This window comes from Kitasatospora sp. NPDC008115 (genome assembly GCF_042957205.1).
In the GTDB taxonomy this organism is placed as follows: Bacteria; Actinomycetota; Actinomycetes; order Streptomycetales; family Streptomycetaceae; genus Kitasatospora.
The window spans coordinates 16,101-32,750 of sequence record NZ_JBIBHU010000015.1 but is presented as its reverse complement, the minus strand read 5'-3'; the positions used below and the strand labels follow the sequence as shown (position 1 = coordinate 32,750).

The 16,650-nt window shown below is 74.3% G+C and carries 13 protein-coding genes; 8 read left to right on the top strand and 5 right to left on the bottom strand.

Features of this window, described 5'->3' with window-relative positions:
- The first annotated feature begins 71 nt into the window (after positions 1-71).
- The gene (locus ACFZBX_RS19930; protein ID WP_391535067.1) at positions 72-1,013 is read left to right on the top strand and encodes a GlxA family transcriptional regulator; all 942 of its coding nucleotides are present in this window, start codon (positions 72-74) and stop codon (positions 1,011-1,013) included.
- Here ACFZBX_RS19930 and ACFZBX_RS19925 read toward each other — a convergent pair.
- Positions 997-4,086, bottom strand: a complete 3,090-nt coding sequence (locus ACFZBX_RS19925; protein ID WP_391535066.1) for an amino acid adenylation domain-containing protein — start codon at positions 4,084-4,086, stop codon at positions 997-999. The genes ACFZBX_RS19930 and ACFZBX_RS19925 overlap by 17 nt on opposite strands.
- 135 nt (positions 4,087-4,221) lie before the next feature.
- Entirely contained in the window at positions 4,222-4,533 is a 312-nt protein-coding gene (locus ACFZBX_RS19920) for a hypothetical protein (protein WP_391535065.1), read from the bottom strand.
- 374 nt (positions 4,534-4,907) lie between these two features.
- Here ACFZBX_RS19920 and ACFZBX_RS19915 point away from each other — a divergent pair, with 374 nt between their 5' ends.
- The 7 genes from ACFZBX_RS19915 (at position 4,908) to ACFZBX_RS19885 (ending at position 13,743) form a co-directional block, all read left to right on the top strand.
- On the top strand, positions 4,908-6,137 hold the full coding sequence (locus ACFZBX_RS19915) for a GNAT family N-acetyltransferase (RefSeq protein WP_391535064.1): 1,230 nt from the start codon (positions 4,908-4,910) through the stop codon (positions 6,135-6,137).
- Positions 6,138-6,272: 135 nt separating this feature from the next.
- Positions 6,273-7,508 carry a DegT/DnrJ/EryC1/StrS family aminotransferase gene (locus ACFZBX_RS19910; protein WP_391535063.1) on the top strand — a complete coding sequence of 412 codons (1,236 nt, stop codon included), beginning with the start codon at positions 6,273-6,275 and terminating at the stop codon, positions 7,506-7,508.
- A complete protein-coding gene (locus tag ACFZBX_RS19905) occupies positions 7,505-8,908 on the top strand; it encodes an NAD(P)/FAD-dependent oxidoreductase (protein ID WP_391535062.1) in 1,404 nt (467 codons plus the stop codon). The genes ACFZBX_RS19910 and ACFZBX_RS19905 overlap by 4 nt, the downstream gene beginning before the upstream one ends.
- Entirely contained in the window at positions 8,905-10,335 is a 1,431-nt protein-coding gene (locus ACFZBX_RS19900) for an aspartate aminotransferase family protein (protein ID WP_391535061.1), read from the top strand. The genes ACFZBX_RS19905 and ACFZBX_RS19900 overlap by 4 nt, the downstream gene beginning before the upstream one ends.
- Complete coding sequence (locus tag ACFZBX_RS19895) at positions 10,332-10,742, top strand: hypothetical protein (protein ID WP_391535060.1); 411 nt, start codon at positions 10,332-10,334, stop codon at positions 10,740-10,742. The genes ACFZBX_RS19900 and ACFZBX_RS19895 overlap by 4 nt, the downstream gene beginning before the upstream one ends.
- Entirely contained in the window at positions 10,739-12,220 is a 1,482-nt protein-coding gene (locus ACFZBX_RS19890; protein WP_391535059.1) for an FAD-dependent oxidoreductase, read from the top strand. Before ACFZBX_RS19895 ends, ACFZBX_RS19890 begins: the two co-directional genes overlap by 4 nt.
- The gene (locus tag ACFZBX_RS19885; RefSeq protein ID WP_391535058.1) at positions 12,217-13,743 is read left to right on the top strand and encodes a GMC oxidoreductase; all 1,527 of its coding nucleotides are present in this window, start codon (positions 12,217-12,219) and stop codon (positions 13,741-13,743) included. Before ACFZBX_RS19890 ends, ACFZBX_RS19885 begins: the two co-directional genes overlap by 4 nt.
- A 6-nt stretch (positions 13,744-13,749) precedes the next feature.
- Here the strand turns inward: ACFZBX_RS19885 and ACFZBX_RS19880 are convergent, their stop codons facing one another.
- The 3 genes from ACFZBX_RS19880 to ACFZBX_RS19870 all read right to left on the bottom strand — a co-directional run bounded on the left by ACFZBX_RS19880 (position 13,750) and on the right by ACFZBX_RS19870 (position 16,647).
- The gene (locus ACFZBX_RS19880) at positions 13,750-14,718 is read right to left on the bottom strand and encodes an ROK family protein (RefSeq protein WP_391535057.1); all 969 of its coding nucleotides are present in this window, start codon (positions 14,716-14,718) and stop codon (positions 13,750-13,752) included.
- On the bottom strand, positions 14,715-15,236 hold the full coding sequence (locus ACFZBX_RS19875; RefSeq protein ID WP_391535056.1) for a pyridoxamine 5'-phosphate oxidase family protein: 522 nt from the start codon (positions 15,234-15,236) through the stop codon (positions 14,715-14,717). The genes ACFZBX_RS19880 and ACFZBX_RS19875 overlap by 4 nt, the downstream gene beginning before the upstream one ends.
- Positions 15,237-15,357: 121 nt before the next feature.
- The gene (locus ACFZBX_RS19870; RefSeq protein ID WP_391535055.1) at positions 15,358-16,647 is read right to left on the bottom strand and encodes a hypothetical protein; all 1,290 of its coding nucleotides are present in this window, start codon (positions 16,645-16,647) and stop codon (positions 15,358-15,360) included.
- Positions 16,648-16,650: the final 3 nt, after the last annotated feature.

Here is a 16,650-nt window from a genome sequence, read left to right as displayed (position 1 = left end):
GACCGCAGGTTAGGAATCCCCCGCCCATCCCCGACAGTGGCACCGGGACCAGGTACCGCTAGGATCGTGCCATGACGGCCGTCGATGAGCACCGGGTCGTGGTGCTGGCGCTTCCAGGAGTCCTTCCGCTCGACCTCGGCATTCCGGTGCAGGCCTTCGGGCCGGACCCGCACTACCGGGTGACGGTCTGCACCGATCCGTCCGCCGGGCCGGTGGTCAGCGGCGGGTTCACCGTCGTCACGTCGGCCGGGCTGGAGGCGCTGCGGGAGGCCGACACCGTCGTCGTCCCGGGCTACACGGACCCGGAGACCGCGCCGTCCGCCGCGGTGCTGTCGGAGCTCCGTTCGGCGCACGCGCGTGGCGCGCGGCTGGTGTCGATCTGCACGGGGGCGTTCGCGCTGGCGGCCGCCGGGCTGCTGGACGGGCGGCCCGCGACCACCCACTGGCGGGACGCCGCCGCCCTCCAGCGCCGCCACCCCCGGGTCGACGTCCGGCCGAACCTGCTCTTCGTCGACGACGGCGACATCCTCACCTCCGCCGGGGTGACCGCCGGCATCGACCTCTGCCTGCACGTCATCCGGCGAGACCACGGCGCGGCGGTCGCCAACGCCCGCGCCCGGGCGCTCGTCGCCCCACCGCAACGCCCCGGCGGCCAGGCGCAGTTCATCGAGCGCTTCCGGCCGGCCCCGCGCGGGGACGAGCTCGCGCCGCTGCGCGCCTGGATGCTGGAGAACCTCGCCCAGCGGCAGGGTGTGGACGAGCTGGCCCGGCGCGCCCACATGTCCCGCCGGACGTTCATCCGCCGCTTCCAGCAGGAGACCGGCACCTCGCCGATGGCCTGGCTGACCGCCGCCCGGATCGACTGGGCCCGTGAGCTCCTGGAGACCACGGCGACCCCCGTCGAGCAGGTCGCCCGGCTCAGCGGGCTGGGCAGCCCCGCCGCCTTCCGCGCGGCCTTCCACCGTCACGTCGGCACCTCGCCCGCGGAGTACCGGGTCACCTTCCGGGCGTGACCCCCGGCCGGTGGCCGGCGTGGTCGAGGTGGCCGGCGTGGTAGGCGACGTAGCGGAGCAGGCCGTCGCGGTTGGAGGGGACGGGGCGGGCGGCGGCGAGGGTGGCGAGGTGGGCGGCGCGGGTGGTGCTGAAGCGGGCGGCGGCGTCCTCGAAGGCCATCGGTGAGCGGTCGGGGCGGGTGGTCGGCACCGGCAGCAGGGCGAGCGCCCCCGCGAGCGGGCGGTTGTCGGGCTCGGCGGCCGCCGTCCGCTGGACGGCCTGCCAGAAGTCCCGGTACTCGACCTTGCGCAGGCCGAAGGCGGACCCGAAGGCGCCGAGCAGGTCGTCGAGCGGCAGCGGGCCGGGGCGCAGCAGGTGGAAGTAGCCGGGCTGACGGTGGGTGACGGCGGCGACCAGCAGCCGCCCGACGTGGTCGACCGGGGTGTAGTCGGTGCTGAGGTCGCTGGTGAAGTAGGCGCCCACCCGCAGGCAGGCCTGGATGAGCAGTTCGACCCGGGAGCCGGGGTTGGGGATTCCGGTGCCGGTGGCGGGCATGACCTCGCCGAGCCGGTGCACCGCGACCGCCAGGCCGCGGTCGCCGGCGAGCTGGACGAGGTGTTCGGCGACCCGCTTGGACTGCCCGTAGCCGGTGTCGGGCGTGCGGTCGGCGGGGACCGGCAGCTCGGGGACCGGTGTGTCGCCGGCCTCTCCGGCCGGGCAGGCGGCCAGGGTGGAGATGAAGTGCACCATGGCGGGGCGGCCGGTGGCGGCGAGCCGGAGCAGGTCGACGGTGCCGGTGACATTGGCGCGGCGGTGGGCGCGGTAGCCGCGGACCAGGTTGACCATGGCGCCGGCGTGCACCACGGTGTCGATCCGCTCGGCCAGCCGGTGGTGGTCGGCGGGGGAGAGGCCGAGCCGCGGGCTGCCCAGGTCGCCGGGTACGGCGTGGATCCGGTGGCCGCTCCGTTCGGACCACAGCCCGTACCGGTGCAGCGCGTCGGCCAGCCGGCGGCGGGCCGCGGCCGGTCCGTCGGCGCGGACCAGGCAGTGCACGGTGGCGTCGGTGCCGTCCAGCAGGTCGCGCAGCAGTTGGGCGCCGACGAAGCCGGTCGCGCCGGTGAGCAGCAGGTGCCGGGGCGGGCCGGAGGGGACGCCGGCCGGGCGGATGTCGGCGGGAAGGGTGAGGTCGCCGGCGGAGGCCGCGCTGACGGGCGGGGCGGCGGGCAGGGTGCGGCGGCCGTCGAGGGCGGCGGCCTGGAGCGCGATGGTGGGCGCGTGGACGATGTCCCGGATCGAGAGCGGGGTGTCGAAGCGGGCCGAGACGGCGAGGGCGAGCCGCTGGGCGCGCAGCGAGTCGCCGCCGCTGTCGAAGAAGTCGGCGTCGGGGCCGGCGACGGGTTCCGGCAGCAGGGCGTTCCACAGCTCGGCGAGGGTGCGCTCGGTGCTGCTCCCGGCGGCGCTCCAGCCGTTCGGGTCCAGCGGGGCGCGCGTCCTGAGGAGTTCCGCGAGGGCCTTGCGGTCGGTCTTCCCGTTGCCGTTCACCGGGACGGCGTCGATCCGGAGGAACCGCTTGGGGATGAGCTCGGCCGGCAGCAGGGTCCGCAGGTGCGTCCGCAGCCGCTCCATCGTCAGTTCTCCGCGCAGGGTGACGAAGGCGGCCAGGTGCTGTCCGCCGCCCTGGTCGCCGACCAGTACCTTGGCCTCGCGCACCAGGGGGTGCGAGGTGATCGCGTGCTCGATCTCGGAGAGCTCCACCCGCACTCCGCCGATCTTCACCTGCTGGTCGCGCCGGCCGTCGAAGTAGAGGAGTCCGTCCGCGCCGTAGTGGCCGAGGTCGCCGGTGCGGTACATCCGTTCGCCCGGGAGCCCGGGGAAGGGGTTGTCGACGAAGGCCAGGGCGGTGCGCTCGGGGTCGCCGAGGTAGCCGGTGCCCAGGCAGGCGCCGCCGATGCAGATCTCGCCGATCTCCCCGTCGGGGGCCGGCCGCCCGCGCTCGTCCAGCACGATCGCCCAGGTGTTGTCGATCGGCCGGCCGATCGGCACGGGGACGGAGTCCTCGGGTGTCACCTCGTGGAAGACGGAGCCGATCGAGGCCTCGGTGGGGCCGAAGGTGTTGGTCACCCGCAGCCGCGGGAGGAGCCCGCGCAGGGCGCGCACGCTCTCCGGGGCGATCTCCTCGCCGCCGACCAGCAGCATCCGCAGGCTGCCCAGGCCCGTCACCAACTCGGGCCGCGACTCCAGGAGTTCGACGAGGGCGGTGAGGATGGTAGGTACGAAGTCGGTCATCGTGACGCGGTGGCGCCCGATGACCTCGACGGTCGCGGTCAGGTCGAGGATGTCGTGGGAGCGGGGGATGACCACCCGGCTGCCGCAGGTGAGCGGCCAGAGCAGCTGCCACAGTGAGGAGTCGAAGGTGTGCCGGCTGTTCTGCAGCACCACGTTGTGCGGGGAGGTGCCGAACCGGCGGCCCATGGCGAGCAGCCGGTTGGCCAGGCCGCCGTGCAGGTTGAGGGCGCACTTGGGGGTCCCGGTGGAGCCCGAGGTGTAGAAGCCGTAGGCGAGTTCGTCCGGCCGCGGCGGTTCGGGCGACGGCGGTTCGGGCGTGCGCGCGGCGGGCGACGGCGGCGCCGGGTCGGGCGGTGCGGGGTCGGGACCGGAGACCGGGTCGACGGTGAGGGCCGGGGCGGTCCAGCCGTCGGTGGTGGCGCCAGGGGAGAGCAGGACGACGGCGGGCCGGCAGGCGTCGACCATGGGGCGCAGCCGGGGGCCGGGCCACTGCTCGTCCAGCGGGACGAACACCGCGGCCGAGCGCATCACGGCGAGCATGGCGACCAGCAGTTCGGGCCCGCCGGCCATCACCAGCGGGACGAGGTCGCCCCGGCCGACCCCGGCGCGGGCCAGCCGGGCGGCCAGCGCCTCGGCCCGGTCCAGCAGCGCGCGGTAGGTCAGGGTGCCGCCGGGTTGCTCGACCGCGACGGCGTCGGGGGTGCGGGCGGCCGCCGCCTCGATGAGGCTCCAGGCGGTGGCGTCCGGGTGGCGGGGGACGGTGTCGCCGCGGTACTGGCTCAGCTTCCGCTCGGTCGGGGCTCGCATGGGTCTCCCTTGGTTGCCGAACAAGGACGAGGACGGGGCGGGCCCGGCGCGACCGGGCCGGCCCGCGGCCGCAGCAGGTGCGGGCGCCGGCCGGCCCGGGAGCGGATCAGAGCCTCAACGGCACTGCGAGGGGTCTCAGACCTCCGTCGCCACCCAGCTGATGTACCAGCCGTGGCTCACGGCGTACTCGACCGGCAGCGGACGGCCGTCCTGCCAGCGGACGTAGATCCGGAAGCCCTTCGCCGTCGGGGTGTAGATGGTGTTGCCGCCGGTGGTCGTCCACATGGAGTCGCGGCCGCAGAGGTTGGCGGTGTAGACGGGCGTCTCGGCGAAGTTGCCCGCCGAGGTGTCGACATCGATGTAGATGCCGGTGCCGTTGTCCTCCTCCACGTGCTGCTGCCAGTCGTCGATGGCCGTGTTGCCGGCGATGAACCTGGGGTTGCTCATACCTGTCTCCTCGCTGTGATCACAGAAATGGGCAGGGGGGCGGATCAGAATGGATCGCCGGTTGCACCAGGGATCATCCGCCGCAGCCGAGTCTGAGTGAATCTTTCATTGATCACAAGAGCGCTGGATGCGAACCATCGAATTCCGGTTCCGGCGGCCGGTCAATCGGGCTTTTCCGATCAACAACACTGCCCTTCCGGATCCTTGACGTTGCGTGGTTCGATCGTGCTATACCTGTGGCTTCTGACGTGGTCCGGTCACCGGACCCCCGTGTGCGCTGGTCCACCTGTCTCTGGAAACGCGCTGTCTCATATTCCGGTACGTCATGGTCTGAATTCCAGAAATCTTCAGTATGCGAGGAGAGCGTGATCAGCATGCCCGAATTCCTGTCCGTTCCGGAGATTTCCGCCGCAGATTCCTGGGAGGACCTCGCTCCGGTCGTGGAGCTGGCGTACGGGGGCTACGGGCACTCCGCGGACTACCACGCCTCGGCCGCGTCGGTCTTCGAACCCAAGCGGTCCCTGGTCGCCAGGACCGGCGGGCGCACCAGCGGGACCTGCGCCGTCTACTCCCTGGAGATGACCCTGCCGGGCGGGCCGCGGCCGGTGGCCGGCCTCGGCTACGTCAGCGTCGCGCCCGAGTACCGGCGGCGCGGAGTGATGAGCGCCATGGTGCGCCGCGTCCTGCACACCCTGCACGAGGGCGGCGGCGAACCGGTGGCCGCCCTCAACACCACCGAGGCCGGCATCTACGGCCGCTTCGGCTTCGGCCTCGCCAGCCAGGCCGCCAAGGTGCGGATCCACCGGCACGCCCGTGACCTGCGGGTGGACGCCGGCGACCGGACCGTCCGGATCGGCGAACCGGCGGAGCACACCGCCGCGCTCGCCGCCGTCTACGCGCAGTGCGCCGGCGAACGCCCCGGGACGCCGGCCCGCAACGCCGCCTGGGCCGCCCGCGCCGTGCTCGACCTGCCCGACCACCGCGGCGGCTCCGGACGGCTGCTCTGCATGGTGGCCGAGGAGGACGGGGAGCCCTCCGGCTACGCCCTCTACCGGCTGACCTCGGCCTGGGAGGACTCGGTGCCGCGCTACGAGGTGTCGGTGCGCGAGCTGTTCGCCCGCGACCCCGGCTCCCACGCGGCGCTCTGGCGCGCCCTGCTCGACGTCGACCTGGCCGGCAGCGTGGTCGCCGACCGGCCGGTGGACGACCCGGTGCTCGCCCTGCTCACCGACCCCCGCAGCGCCGCGCCCGTCCTGCGCGACCAGCTGCACGTGCGCCTGGTGGACGTGGACCGGGCGCTGGAACAGCGCGGCTACGCCACCGAGACCGAGATCGTCCTGGACGTCACCGACCCGCTCTGCCCGTGGAACGAGCGGCGCTTCCGGCTGCGCACCGGCCCCGAGGGCGGCGAGTGCCGCCCCACCACCGGCCCGGCCGACCTGGAGCTGACGGCCCGCGAGCTGGGCGCTCTTCACCTCGGCGGCACCTCCCTGGTGCAGCTCGCCCGGGCCGGCCTGGTCCGCGAGCTGCGCCCCGGCGCCGTCCGGGCCGCCGCCACGGCGTTCCGCCACGACCCGGCCCCGTTCTGCCCGATCGTCTTCTGACGCGCTTCCCGAATCGTCTCCCGACCGGACCGTTTCCTGACCGGAACGCCTCCCGACCGGACCGCCGAGCGCGCCGGCCGGCCCCCCGCCCTGCCATCCGACCGACCACCGGTCGACGTCCGCCCTAGGAGCCTCATGCCTGGTCCCGGATACGCGCACTTCGGCGCCGAGGAGCGCCGCAACCTCCTCGAAGTCGTCGACTTCTGGCTCGCCACCTCCGACGCGCACTCCCGCCCACCCGGGGTGGACTCCCAGGTCCGCGACCTGGAGCAGGAGCTGTCCGCACGCTTCGCCAGCCCGCACTGCCTGGCCGTCAACAGCGGCACCTCCGCCCTGCTGGCCGCCCTCGCCGCGCTCGGCATCGGCCCGGGCGACGAGGTCATCGTGCCCGGCTACCTCTACACCGCCTCGGTGTCGGCCGTCGTCTTCGCCGGCGCCACCCCGGTGATCGCCGAGGTCGACGAGTCGCTGACCCTCGACCCGGCCGACGTGCTGGCCCGGATCACCCCGCGCACCAAGGCCGTCATGCCGATCCACATGCTCGGCGCGCCCTGCGATCTGACCGCCCTCGGGCAGATCGCCGACGACCACGGCCTGTACCTCCTGGAGGACGCCGCCCAGGCCTGCGGCGCCACCTACCGGGGCCGTCCGGTCGGCACTTTCGGGCAGAGTGGTGCCTTCTCCACCAACATCTTCAAGGTGATCACCGGCGGCGACGGCGGCTTCCTGCTCACCCCGGACGAGCGCGTCTTCCAGCGCGCCTACTCCTTCCACCACCACGGCTGGTTCCCCTACGGGCAGGAGACCGGCGACGGCGACCAACTGTTCGGCCTCAACCTGCGGATGAACGCCTTCACGGCGGCCGTCGCCCGCGCCCAACTCGGCCGTCTGGACGCCATCCTGGACCACAACCGGACGCTCGCCCGGGCGCTGTCCGCCGCGATCCCGGCCCGCGACGGCCTGCGCCCGCGCCCCCTGCACGACGCCGACGGGGACTGCGCCACCCTGCTGGTCTACCTCTTCGACGACGCGGCGAGCGCCGACGCCGTCGCCAAGGAACTCGGCACCCGCACCCTGCTCCACTCGCCCAAGCACCACTACGGCGGCCTGCCCGAATTCGCCGCCCTGATGGCCGGCGACCCCCGCCCGAGCCCCTTCCGCCGCCCGCCCGACAAGGCGCGGCACGACTACCGCACCGGCGCGCTGCCGCAGACCGACGCCGTGCTGGCCCGCTCGCTCGCGCTCACCATCGGCCTGACCGACACCTACCTGGGCGCCGACTTCGGCCTGACCACCCGCAGCACTCCCGCCGACGTCGACGCCGTCGCCGAACGGTTCAACGCCGCCGTGACCGGAGTGCTGGGCCCGTGACCGCCGCCGACCCGCCACACGACGCCGTCGACGCCGACGTGATCGTGGTCGGCGCCGGCTTCACCGGCCTGGCCGCCGCGCACGAACTCGCCCTGGCCGGCCTGCGCTGCCAGGTCGTCGAGGCGGCCGACAGGATCGGCGGCCTGGCCGCCACCTTCCCGATCGGCGGCCGCGAGCTGGAGCGGTTCTACCACCACTGGTTCGACTCCGACCGCGAGATCTTCCGGCTCTGCGCCGAACTCGGCTGCGCGGACCTGATCGAACGCCACCCCACCAGCACCGGCGTCTACCACGCCAACGCGGTCTACCGGCTCTCCAGCCCGCTCGACGTGCTGCGCTTCGCCCCGCTCCCGCCGGCCGACCGGCTGCGCCTCGGCCTCTCCGCGCTGCGGGCCGGCCGGGTGCGGCACTGGCGGGAACTGGAGTCGCTCACCGCCGAGCAGTGGCTGGTCCAGCTGGGCGGGCGCCGGGCCTACGAGGTGGTCTGGCGCCCGCTGCTGGAAGGCAAGTTCGGCTCCTACGCCTCCCAGGTGGGCGCCACCTGGATGTGGACCAAGCTGCACCTGCGCGGCGGCAGCCGCTCCCGCTCCGGACGCGAGGTGCTGCACTACCTGCGCGGCGGCTCCGGGGCCCTGCTGGACGCCTGGCGCGACCGGCTCCAGCAGTTGGGCGTCGAACTGCGCACCGGCACCCCGGTGGACTCGGTGCTGGTCGGGGAGCGCGGGGTGAACGGCGTCCGGGCGGGCGGACGCACCCTGCGCGCCCGCCGCGTCCTGGTCACCACCGCCCCCGGACTGCTGGCCGGCATGCTCGACGGCGACCCCGACGCCCACCCCGCCCTCCCGGGGCTGGTCCGCCGGCTGCGCTCCGTCCCCTACCTGGCCAACCTGTGCCTGGTCCTGGAGAACCACCGCGCCCTGTCCGACACCTACTGGCTCAACGTCACCGACCCGGCGTTCCCCTACGTCGGCGTCATCGAGCACACCAACCTCGACCCGCCCGACCGCTACGGCGGCCGGCACCTCGTCTACCTGTCGAAGTACCTCCCCGTCGACGCCGAGCTGTACCGGATGAGCGACGAGCAGGTCTACCGCCACAGCCTGCCCCACCTGCGCCGGATGTTCCCGCGCTTCCGCGAGGACTGGGTGCGCCGCTACCACGTCTGGCGGGCCGAGCACGCCCAGCCGGTGATCACCCCCGGGTACTCCCGGCGCGTCCCCGAGGCCGAGTGCGCCGTGCCCGGCCTCTACATGTCGAGCATGGCGCAGGTCTTCCCGGAGGACCGCGGCACCAACTACGCCGTACGCCACGGCCGGAACACCGGACGGCTGATCGCCGACCGGATCCGCACCCGCGAGCGCGCGGAGCCCCGCACGACACCGACCGAGGAGGCGGTATGAACGACCTGCTGGACATCGCGGCCGCCGAGAACCTGACCGAGGAGCAGGTGCACACGCTCTACCGCAGCTTCGTCAGCCGCAGCCAGGTCTCCCTGGTCGGGGCGTTCGGCTTCGGGCACGACCAGGTCGAGCGCGCCGAGGGCTGCTGGATCACCCTGCGCGACGGCCGGCGCGTCCTCGACTTCACCGGCGGGATCGGCGTCCTCAACCACGGCCACAACCACCCGAGGATCCTCGCCGCCCGCCGCCGCTTCGCCGAACAGCGCCGGATGGAGGTCCACAAGAACTACCTCTCGCCCTACGTCGCCGCCCTCAGCCACAACCTCGCCCGGCTGCTCCCCGGCGACCTGAACATCAGCTACTTCCCCAACTCCGGGGCGGAGGCGGTCGAAGGCGCCGTCAAACTCGCCTACAAGTACCACGGCGGCCGGCGCGGCACGGTGCTGCACTCCGACATCTCCTTCCACGGCAAGCTGCTCGGCGCGGGCAGCCTCACCGCCTCGCCCGAACTCCACTTCGACTACCCCCGGATCCCCGGCACCGACTTCTTCGGCTACGACGACCCCGGCTCCTTCGCCCTCGCACTCGACCGCCACAAGGCCCTCGACGGCGGCAGCGACGTCTACGCGGTGGTCCTGGAACCCTTCAGCGCCTCCAGCCTGCGCCAGTGCTCGGGGGCGTTCCTGCGCGAGGTGCGCCGGCTGTGCACCGAACGGGACATCGTGCTGGTCTTCGACGAGGTCTACACCGGCTGGGGCCGCACCGGCGCGCTGTTCCACTTCATGCACCACCCCGGGCTGGTCCCCGACGTCGTGACCATGTCCAAGTCCTTCGGCGGCGGCAAGGCGTCCATCGCCGGGTACGTGGCCCGCGAACCCGTCTTCCGCCGCGCCTACGACAACCTCCAGGACGCCACCCTGCACAGCACCACCTACTACGGCTTCGGCGAGGAGACCGCCACCGCGCTGGAGGCCGTCGCCGTCGCCGTCGAGGACGACTACCCCGGACGCGCCCGCAAACTCGGCGCCGTCCTGGAGGCGGGCCTGCGCGACATCGCCCACCGCCACCCCGCCCTGGTCGCCGCGACCGCCGGAAGCGGCGCCCTGCACGGCATCTTCCTCAAGGCCGGACCCGCCTCGCTCGACCGACTGCTGCCGCTGCTCCCGGCAGCACTCGGCGGCGACCCCCGGCTGCGGACCAAACTGATCACCGGGGCGGTGATCGCCGCCCTCTACCGCGACCACGGCGTGCTCACCTTCTTCGGCTCCAACCACGGCCTGCCGCTGATCGTCGCCCCGCCGCTGGTCGCCGAGGAACCCGAGGCGCAGACCTTCCTGCGGGCCCTGGACGACGTGCTCGGACAGGGTGCGGTCCGCCTGCTCGGCCGGCTGGCCAAGGAACTGGCCGCCGGGAGGCTCCGCCCGTGAACACCGACCTGCTCCTGCGGATCTGGTCGCTGCGCCACCCCGCCCTGCGCGAGCCCGATCCCTGCGCGGCGGCCCGCGCCCACGTCCTCGGCAGCCTCGGCCGGCTCGCCCCGCACTACCGGGCCGGCTTCGCCCTGGCACTGCGGCTGGTGCCGCCCGCACTCCTGCTGCTCACCGGCCGCCGCCCGGCCGCCGCGCCGCCCGCCGCCCTGCTGGCCGGGCTGCGCCGGGTGGAGCGGCTGCCCCTGCTCGGCACGGCGGTGCGCACGGCCGAGACCCTCGCCCTCTACAGCGGCCTGGACGCCGCCGCGCCCGTCCGGAGCCCCGCCGGCCTCGACGCCCTCGGGCTCGACGCCACCGGCCACCTCCCGACGCCCCTTGCCGCCGACCGGAGGGTCTCCCGATGAGCCGGGCGGCCCGCCCGATCGACTGCGACGCCCTGGTGATCGGCTCCGGCGCGGGCGGCAGCGTCGCCGCCCTCGGCCTCGCCCAGGCCGGCCGCCCGACCGTCGTCCTCGAAGAGGGCCCCCGGGTCACCACCGCCGAGATCGCCGCCTCCACACCCGCCCAGAACCTCCGCCGCCTCTACCGCCACGCCGGCCTGGCCCCCATCCACGGCCGGCCCGTCATCGCCTTCGGCGAAGGCTGCTGCGTCGGCGGCACCACCGTCGTCAACGGCGGCCTGCTCTGGGAACCGCCCGCCGAACTCCTCGACCGCTGGGCCGACCGGGCCGGCACCGACGGCTACCAGCGCACCGACCTGGACCGCCACCTGCACGAGATCACCCGCCGCCTCGGCGTCGCCGCCCAGCACCCCGGCGACGGCAACCGCGACTCCCGGCTGCTCGCCGACGGCGCCGACCGCCTCGGCTGGCACTGGGCCGCGGCCCGCCGCGCCGCCCCCGGCTGCTCGCACGCCAACCGCTGCCCCACCGGCTGCCCCTCCGGCGCCAAACAGAGCATGCTGCTCAGCTACCTGCCCGCAGCCGAACGCCACGGCGCCCGCATCCACCCCCGCACCCGCGTGCTGAAACTGCGTCACCGCGGCCGGACCGTCACCGAGGTCCACGCCCTGGGCCCCGAGGGCGAACCGCTCACCTACCGGCCGCGCACCGTGGTCCTCGCCGCCGGACCGATCGGCACCCCCGCCCTGCTCCAGCGCAGCGGCATCCACCGCCGCCACGCCGGCCGGCACACCGCCGTCCACGTCAACCTCAAGGTCGTCGCCCGCTTCCGCGAACCCGTCCGGGCCACCCGCGGCACCATCTTCACCGCCCAGCTCCAGCACTTCCAGGACCAGGGCCTGCTGGTGATGCCCGCCAACCTCACCCCCGGCGCCCTCGCCGCCGCACTGGTCGGCCACGACCCCGCCACCGTCCACACCCTGCTGGCCGACCTCGACCGGGTCGCCCTGTTCACCGCCCAGGTCCGGGTGGAAGGACCGGTCGCCGTCACCGCCCTGCCCGGCGGCCACACCCTGCTGCGCCACCGCATCACCGCCGACGACGGCCGCCTGCTGCGCGCCGCCCTGCACCGCACCGCCCGCCTGCTGCTCGCCGCAGGCGCCACCGAGGTCCACCCGCCCTTCCCGGGCCCGCCGCTGCGCACCGAGGACGAGGCCCGGCAGTGCGCCGAGCACAGCGCCCTCGCCGACTGGCCGCTGGTCTCCGTCCACGCCATGGCCTCCTGCCCGATGGGCGCCCCCGCGCGCGGCGGGATCTGCGACCCGCTGGGCCGGCCCTACGGCTACGACAACCTCCACCTCTGCGACTCCTCCGTCCTACCCGGCGCGACCGGCATCAGCCCCCAGGGCACCGTGATGGCCTTCGCCCACGAGATCACCGAACGCCTGCTGAACCCCACCCGACGGGAGAACACAGGATGACGCACGACCAGACACCGCACCGGCCCCCGGGCGTGATCGAACCGGACGGACCGGAGCTCACCTGCGACCTCGCGATCCTCGGCTCCGGCATGGGCGGAGCCACCCTCGCCTACGCCCTGCGCGAGTCCGGCGCACGGATCCTCGTCGTCGAACGCGGCGACTTCCTGCCGCGCGAACAGCAGAACTGGAACCCGGAGGCCGTCTTCGTCCAGGGCCGCTACCGCAACGGCGACCAGTGGCAGGACGCCCAGGGACAGCCCTTCCAACCCGGCGTCCACTACTACGTCGGCGGCAACACCAAGGTCTACGGCGCCACCCTCCCGCGCTTCCGCGAGACCGACTTCGGCCCGGTCGCCCACGCCGAGGGCGACGCACCCGGCTGGCCCGTCGACTACGCCGACCTGGAACCCCACTACGGCCGCGCCGAGGACCTCTACCGGGTGCACGGCACCCGCGGCGAGGACCCCACCGACCCCTGGCGCTCCACCGACTACCCCCACCCGGCCGTCGAACACGAGGAAGCCGTCGCCGACCTCGCCCACCGCCTGCGCGGCCAGGGCCTGCGCCCCTTCCACCTGCCCACCGGCATCGACCTGCGCGAGGGCGGCGACTGCGTGCGCTGCGGCACCTGCGACAGCTTCCCCTGCCTGCTCGGCGCCAAGAGCGACGCCGACGTCCGCGCGCTGCGCCCCGCCCTGGCCGCCGGCGGCGTCCGGCTGCTCACCCGCACCCTGGTCGGCCGGCTGTACGCGGACGCCGCCGGACGGGTGACGCACGCGGTGGGGACCCGCGACGGCAAGGAGGTGACGATCCGCGCCGAACGCTTCGTGCTCGCCTGCGGCGCCGTCAACACCGCGGCGCTGCTGCTGCGTTCGGGCCTCGCCAACGGCTCGGGCCGGGTCGGGCGCAACTACATGGTGCACAACAGCACCTTCCTGGTCGCCGCCGACCCCGCCCGCCGCAACCGCGCGGTCTTCCAGAAGACCCTCGGCCTGAACGACTGGTACCTCGCCCGCGGCGGCCGGGCACCGCTGGGCAACGTCCAGATGCTGGGCAAGCTCCAGGAGCCCATGGTGCGCTCGGCCCAACCCCATGTGCCCGCTGCCGTGCGCCGCTTCGTCACCGACCGCAGCCTCGACCTCTACCTGACCAGCGAGGACCTGCCGACCCCGGACAACCGCGTCGTCCTGGACACGGCCGGGCGGATCACCGTGCACTGGCGGCCCAACAACCTCCGCGCCCACCACGAACTGGTCCGGCGCACCACCCGCTCCCTGCGCACGGCCGGCTACCCGCTGGTCTTCACCCGCCGGATGGGCATCGAGACCAACTCCCACCAGTGCGGCACCGCCGTCATGGGCACCGACCCCGCCACCAGCGTCGTCGACCCGGCCGGCCGCACCCACGAGCACGACAACCTCTGGGTGGCGGACTCCTCCGTCTTCTGCTCCTCGGCGGCGGTCAACCCGGCCCTGACCATCGCCGCCAACGCCTTCCGCATCGCCGGGGGAGTGCTGGCCTAGGGTCCGCTAACCGCCCTGGTCCGCGGCCGAACGCAGCAGGTCGCGGGCCAGGAGGCCGGCGCCCAGGGAGCCGGCTTCGTAGGCGAGTTCGGCGGGGCGGACCTCCGGCATGACCTGGAAGGCCAGCCGGGCGGCGAGGCGTTCGCGCAGTGGGGTGAAGAGGAGTTCGCCGGCGCCTGCCAGGCCGCCGCCGAGGACGATGGCGGAGGGGTCGAAGAGGGTGACGGCGACGGCCAGTGACTCGGCCAGGACGTCGACCGCCTCGGACCAGACCCGGACCGCGTCCGGGTCGCCCTTGCGGGCCAGTGCGGCGACTTCGGCGGCGTCAGCCGGCCCGTCGGGGCCGGTGCCGGCGAGTTCGCGGTAGTGGCGCAGTACCGCCGGGCCGCCCACGATGGTGGAGACGCAGCCGAGTTGGCCGCATCCGCAGGGCTCGCCGCCCGGCCGGACGATCAGGTGCCCGAGCTCGCCGGCCTGCCAGTGCGCGCCGCCGAACGGCTTGCCGCCGATCATCACGGCGGCGCCGACGCCGGTGCCGATCGGCACGAAGAGGAACACCTCGTGCCCGCGCCCCGCGCCGAGCCGGGCCTCGGCGATGCCGCCGGCCCGCACGTCGTGCCCGAGCGCCACCGGCACCCCCGCGCGTTCGGCGACCAGTCTGCGCAGCGGCACGTCCCGCCAGCCGAAGGAGGCCGAGAAGACCGCGACGCCCGCCCGCTCGTCGACGATCCCGCAGCTGGCCAGGCCGACCGCCCGGACCGGTGTGCCGCGCTCCGCGGCCGCGGCCTGCGACTCGGAGACGACGTCCAGGAGGGTCTCGACCACGGCCTCGGCCCCCCGCTTGGCCCCGGTGGGCCGGCGGGTGGTGGCCAGCGTGGTGCCGTCCGGGCCGAACAGGGCGGCCTTGACGACGGTGCCGCCCAGGTCCACGCCGAGGACGGCGCCGTCGTCCGCCGGTTGCGCCCGCGGACTCACTCGGCGAGCTGCTTGGTGCTGAAGGGGATGACGACGCGGTGGTTGACCTCGTCGCCGTGGACCGGGTGGCCGTCGGGGGAGAGCATCGAGTAGGCGGTGACCTTCGCGCGGTAGATCCGGATCGGGGAGTCCCCGGCGAAGTCCTGCGGCGGGCGGAAGCGCCGGGCCCGGGCCGCCTCGTCCGGGTAGCGCCGTCGGTAGTACAGGTCGCAGCCCTCGGCCAGCTCGTCGCCCTCCAGCACCTCGGCCCGGGCCAGCGCGTAGAGGGCGTCGCCGCCCCCGCCGGCCGGGTTGGAGTCGTAGACGGTCAGCGAGACCACCGGGTTGGCCGCGATGTTCCGCGAGTGGAGGGTGTCCAGGCCCGACTGCCAGTAGAACCGGTCCTCGTCGTCCCAGGCGTGGGCCACCGGGGCCACCCAGGGGACGGCCTGCGGCGAGGCGGTGCCGAGGGTGAGGTAGCGGGTGGAGCGGAGGAGCTCGCGTGCGGAGGTGCAGAGTTCGTCGTCCGAGCTGGGCACAGTGCCTCCGGTTCGGTGTCGGTCGCTCCGCCGGGCATCCCGTGGCCGTGCGGCAGGGACGCCGGCTCTTCGCGTCCTTACTGTAGCGAGGCCGGGCGAAGGTCAGTAGAGGGCCGCGCCGTCAGGTGGCGGGGAACGGGCTGAGCACGGTCTGCACCGCGCCCTCCCGCGCCACGTTGACGACGCTGCTGCGGCTGGTCCGGCTGAGGTAGCCGAGGACGGTGTGGTCGAGGACGGCGACGCACAGGTCGCGGGTCAGGGAACCGACGGTGGCGGGGGCGACCCGCTCCTGGACGAGCCAGCCCCGGTGCCGTGGCGCGCCCATCAGCTCGGCCCAGTCCTCCGGGCGGTGCTCGCGCCCGATGCGCACGCTGTTGCCGAAGTACCCGTAGGGCGCCTTGAGGACCAGACGGGTGCGGTCGGCGACCGCCTGCTCGACGGTGATGCCGTCACCGAGCTTGCGGCTCCACGGCACGATGGTCCGCAGCGTCGCCAGGGCGGCGGGCGGGAAGAGGCCCTCGAAGCGGGGGTCGGACAGGACCGCGAGGCAGAGCTTGTTCTCCGCCACCCACCGCTGGGCGAGCACGTTGGGGATGACCAGTTCACCGTCGGTCACCGCCGCGCAGAACCGGTCCCAGCCGTGGACGGGGTCCGGATCGGCCGGGACGTGTTTGAGGTAGCCCAGCCGCACGCCGTCCCCGGCCGAGTAGTCCGACGGCAGCCGCATGAGGGCCGTCCGGCCGCCGCGCCGGAACTGCTCGGCGATCAGGTGCGGATCCGGGTTGCGGCCCGCGGTGTGGTAGACGCCGATGTGCCGGGTCTGTTCCTCGGTCAGGCCGCGGGCCCGGCCGTGGGCGAGCAGCCAGGAGGTGAACCAGTGCTCGTCCTCGAATCGGCCGGCGGGTACCCGCCACTCGTCGAGCAGAGCGCCGATCTCGGGCGTCCGGCGCCAGAGCCGGGCCAGGGTGCCGCATTCGATCACGGCGCCGGGGCTGCTGGCGTTGAACTCCAGGACCCGTACGGTGCCCAGCCGGTCGCCGAACAGGTCCAGCCGGCAGAAGTCCACGGTCAGGGATTGCGGGTCCCGGTGGCGCGCGATCCAGCGGTGGAGGACCGGCGGCACGTCCAGGAAGTCCTGGAGGAGCGGGTTCCCGGGATAGGCCCGCACGATCCGCTGGAGGCAGTCCACGGCGGTCAGGACCCGCTGCCGCAGGAGCGGCTCGGCCTCCGGGTGCAGGACGCTGACGGCCGGTGCCACCGGCAGGGGCGCGGACGCGGGGTCGGCCTCCGCCTCCACCGCCCGGCAGACCGCGGCGTGGGCCTTCAGCAGCGCCGGGCGGAGGGGCTGCGGATCAGCGCCCGGGACGGTGGTGAGGTCGCGGTCGGGGTCGATGAGCGACAGGTCGTCCATGGC

Coding starts and splice junctions, on each gene's coding strand:
- ACFZBX_RS19885 (WP_391535058.1), top strand. CDS start 12,217: ATGACGCACGACCAGACACCGCACCGGCCCCCGGGCGTGATCGAACCG.
- ACFZBX_RS19925 (WP_391535066.1), bottom strand. CDS start 4,086: ATGCGAGCCCCGACCGAGCGGAAGCTGAGCCAGTACCGCGGCGACACC.
- ACFZBX_RS19915 (WP_391535064.1), top strand. CDS start 4,908: ATGCCCGAATTCCTGTCCGTTCCGGAGATTTCCGCCGCAGATTCCTGG.
- ACFZBX_RS19890 (WP_391535059.1), top strand. CDS start 10,739: ATGAGCCGGGCGGCCCGCCCGATCGACTGCGACGCCCTGGTGATCGGC.
- ACFZBX_RS19870 (WP_391535055.1), bottom strand. CDS start 16,647: ATGGACGACCTGTCGCTCATCGACCCCGACCGCGACCTCACCACCGTC.
- ACFZBX_RS19930 (WP_391535067.1), top strand. CDS start 72: ATGACGGCCGTCGATGAGCACCGGGTCGTGGTGCTGGCGCTTCCAGGA.
- ACFZBX_RS19920 (WP_391535065.1), bottom strand. CDS start 4,533: ATGAGCAACCCCAGGTTCATCGCCGGCAACACGGCCATCGACGACTGG.
- ACFZBX_RS19900 (WP_391535061.1), top strand. CDS start 8,905: ATGAACGACCTGCTGGACATCGCGGCCGCCGAGAACCTGACCGAGGAG.
- ACFZBX_RS19910 (WP_391535063.1), top strand. CDS start 6,273: ATGCCTGGTCCCGGATACGCGCACTTCGGCGCCGAGGAGCGCCGCAAC.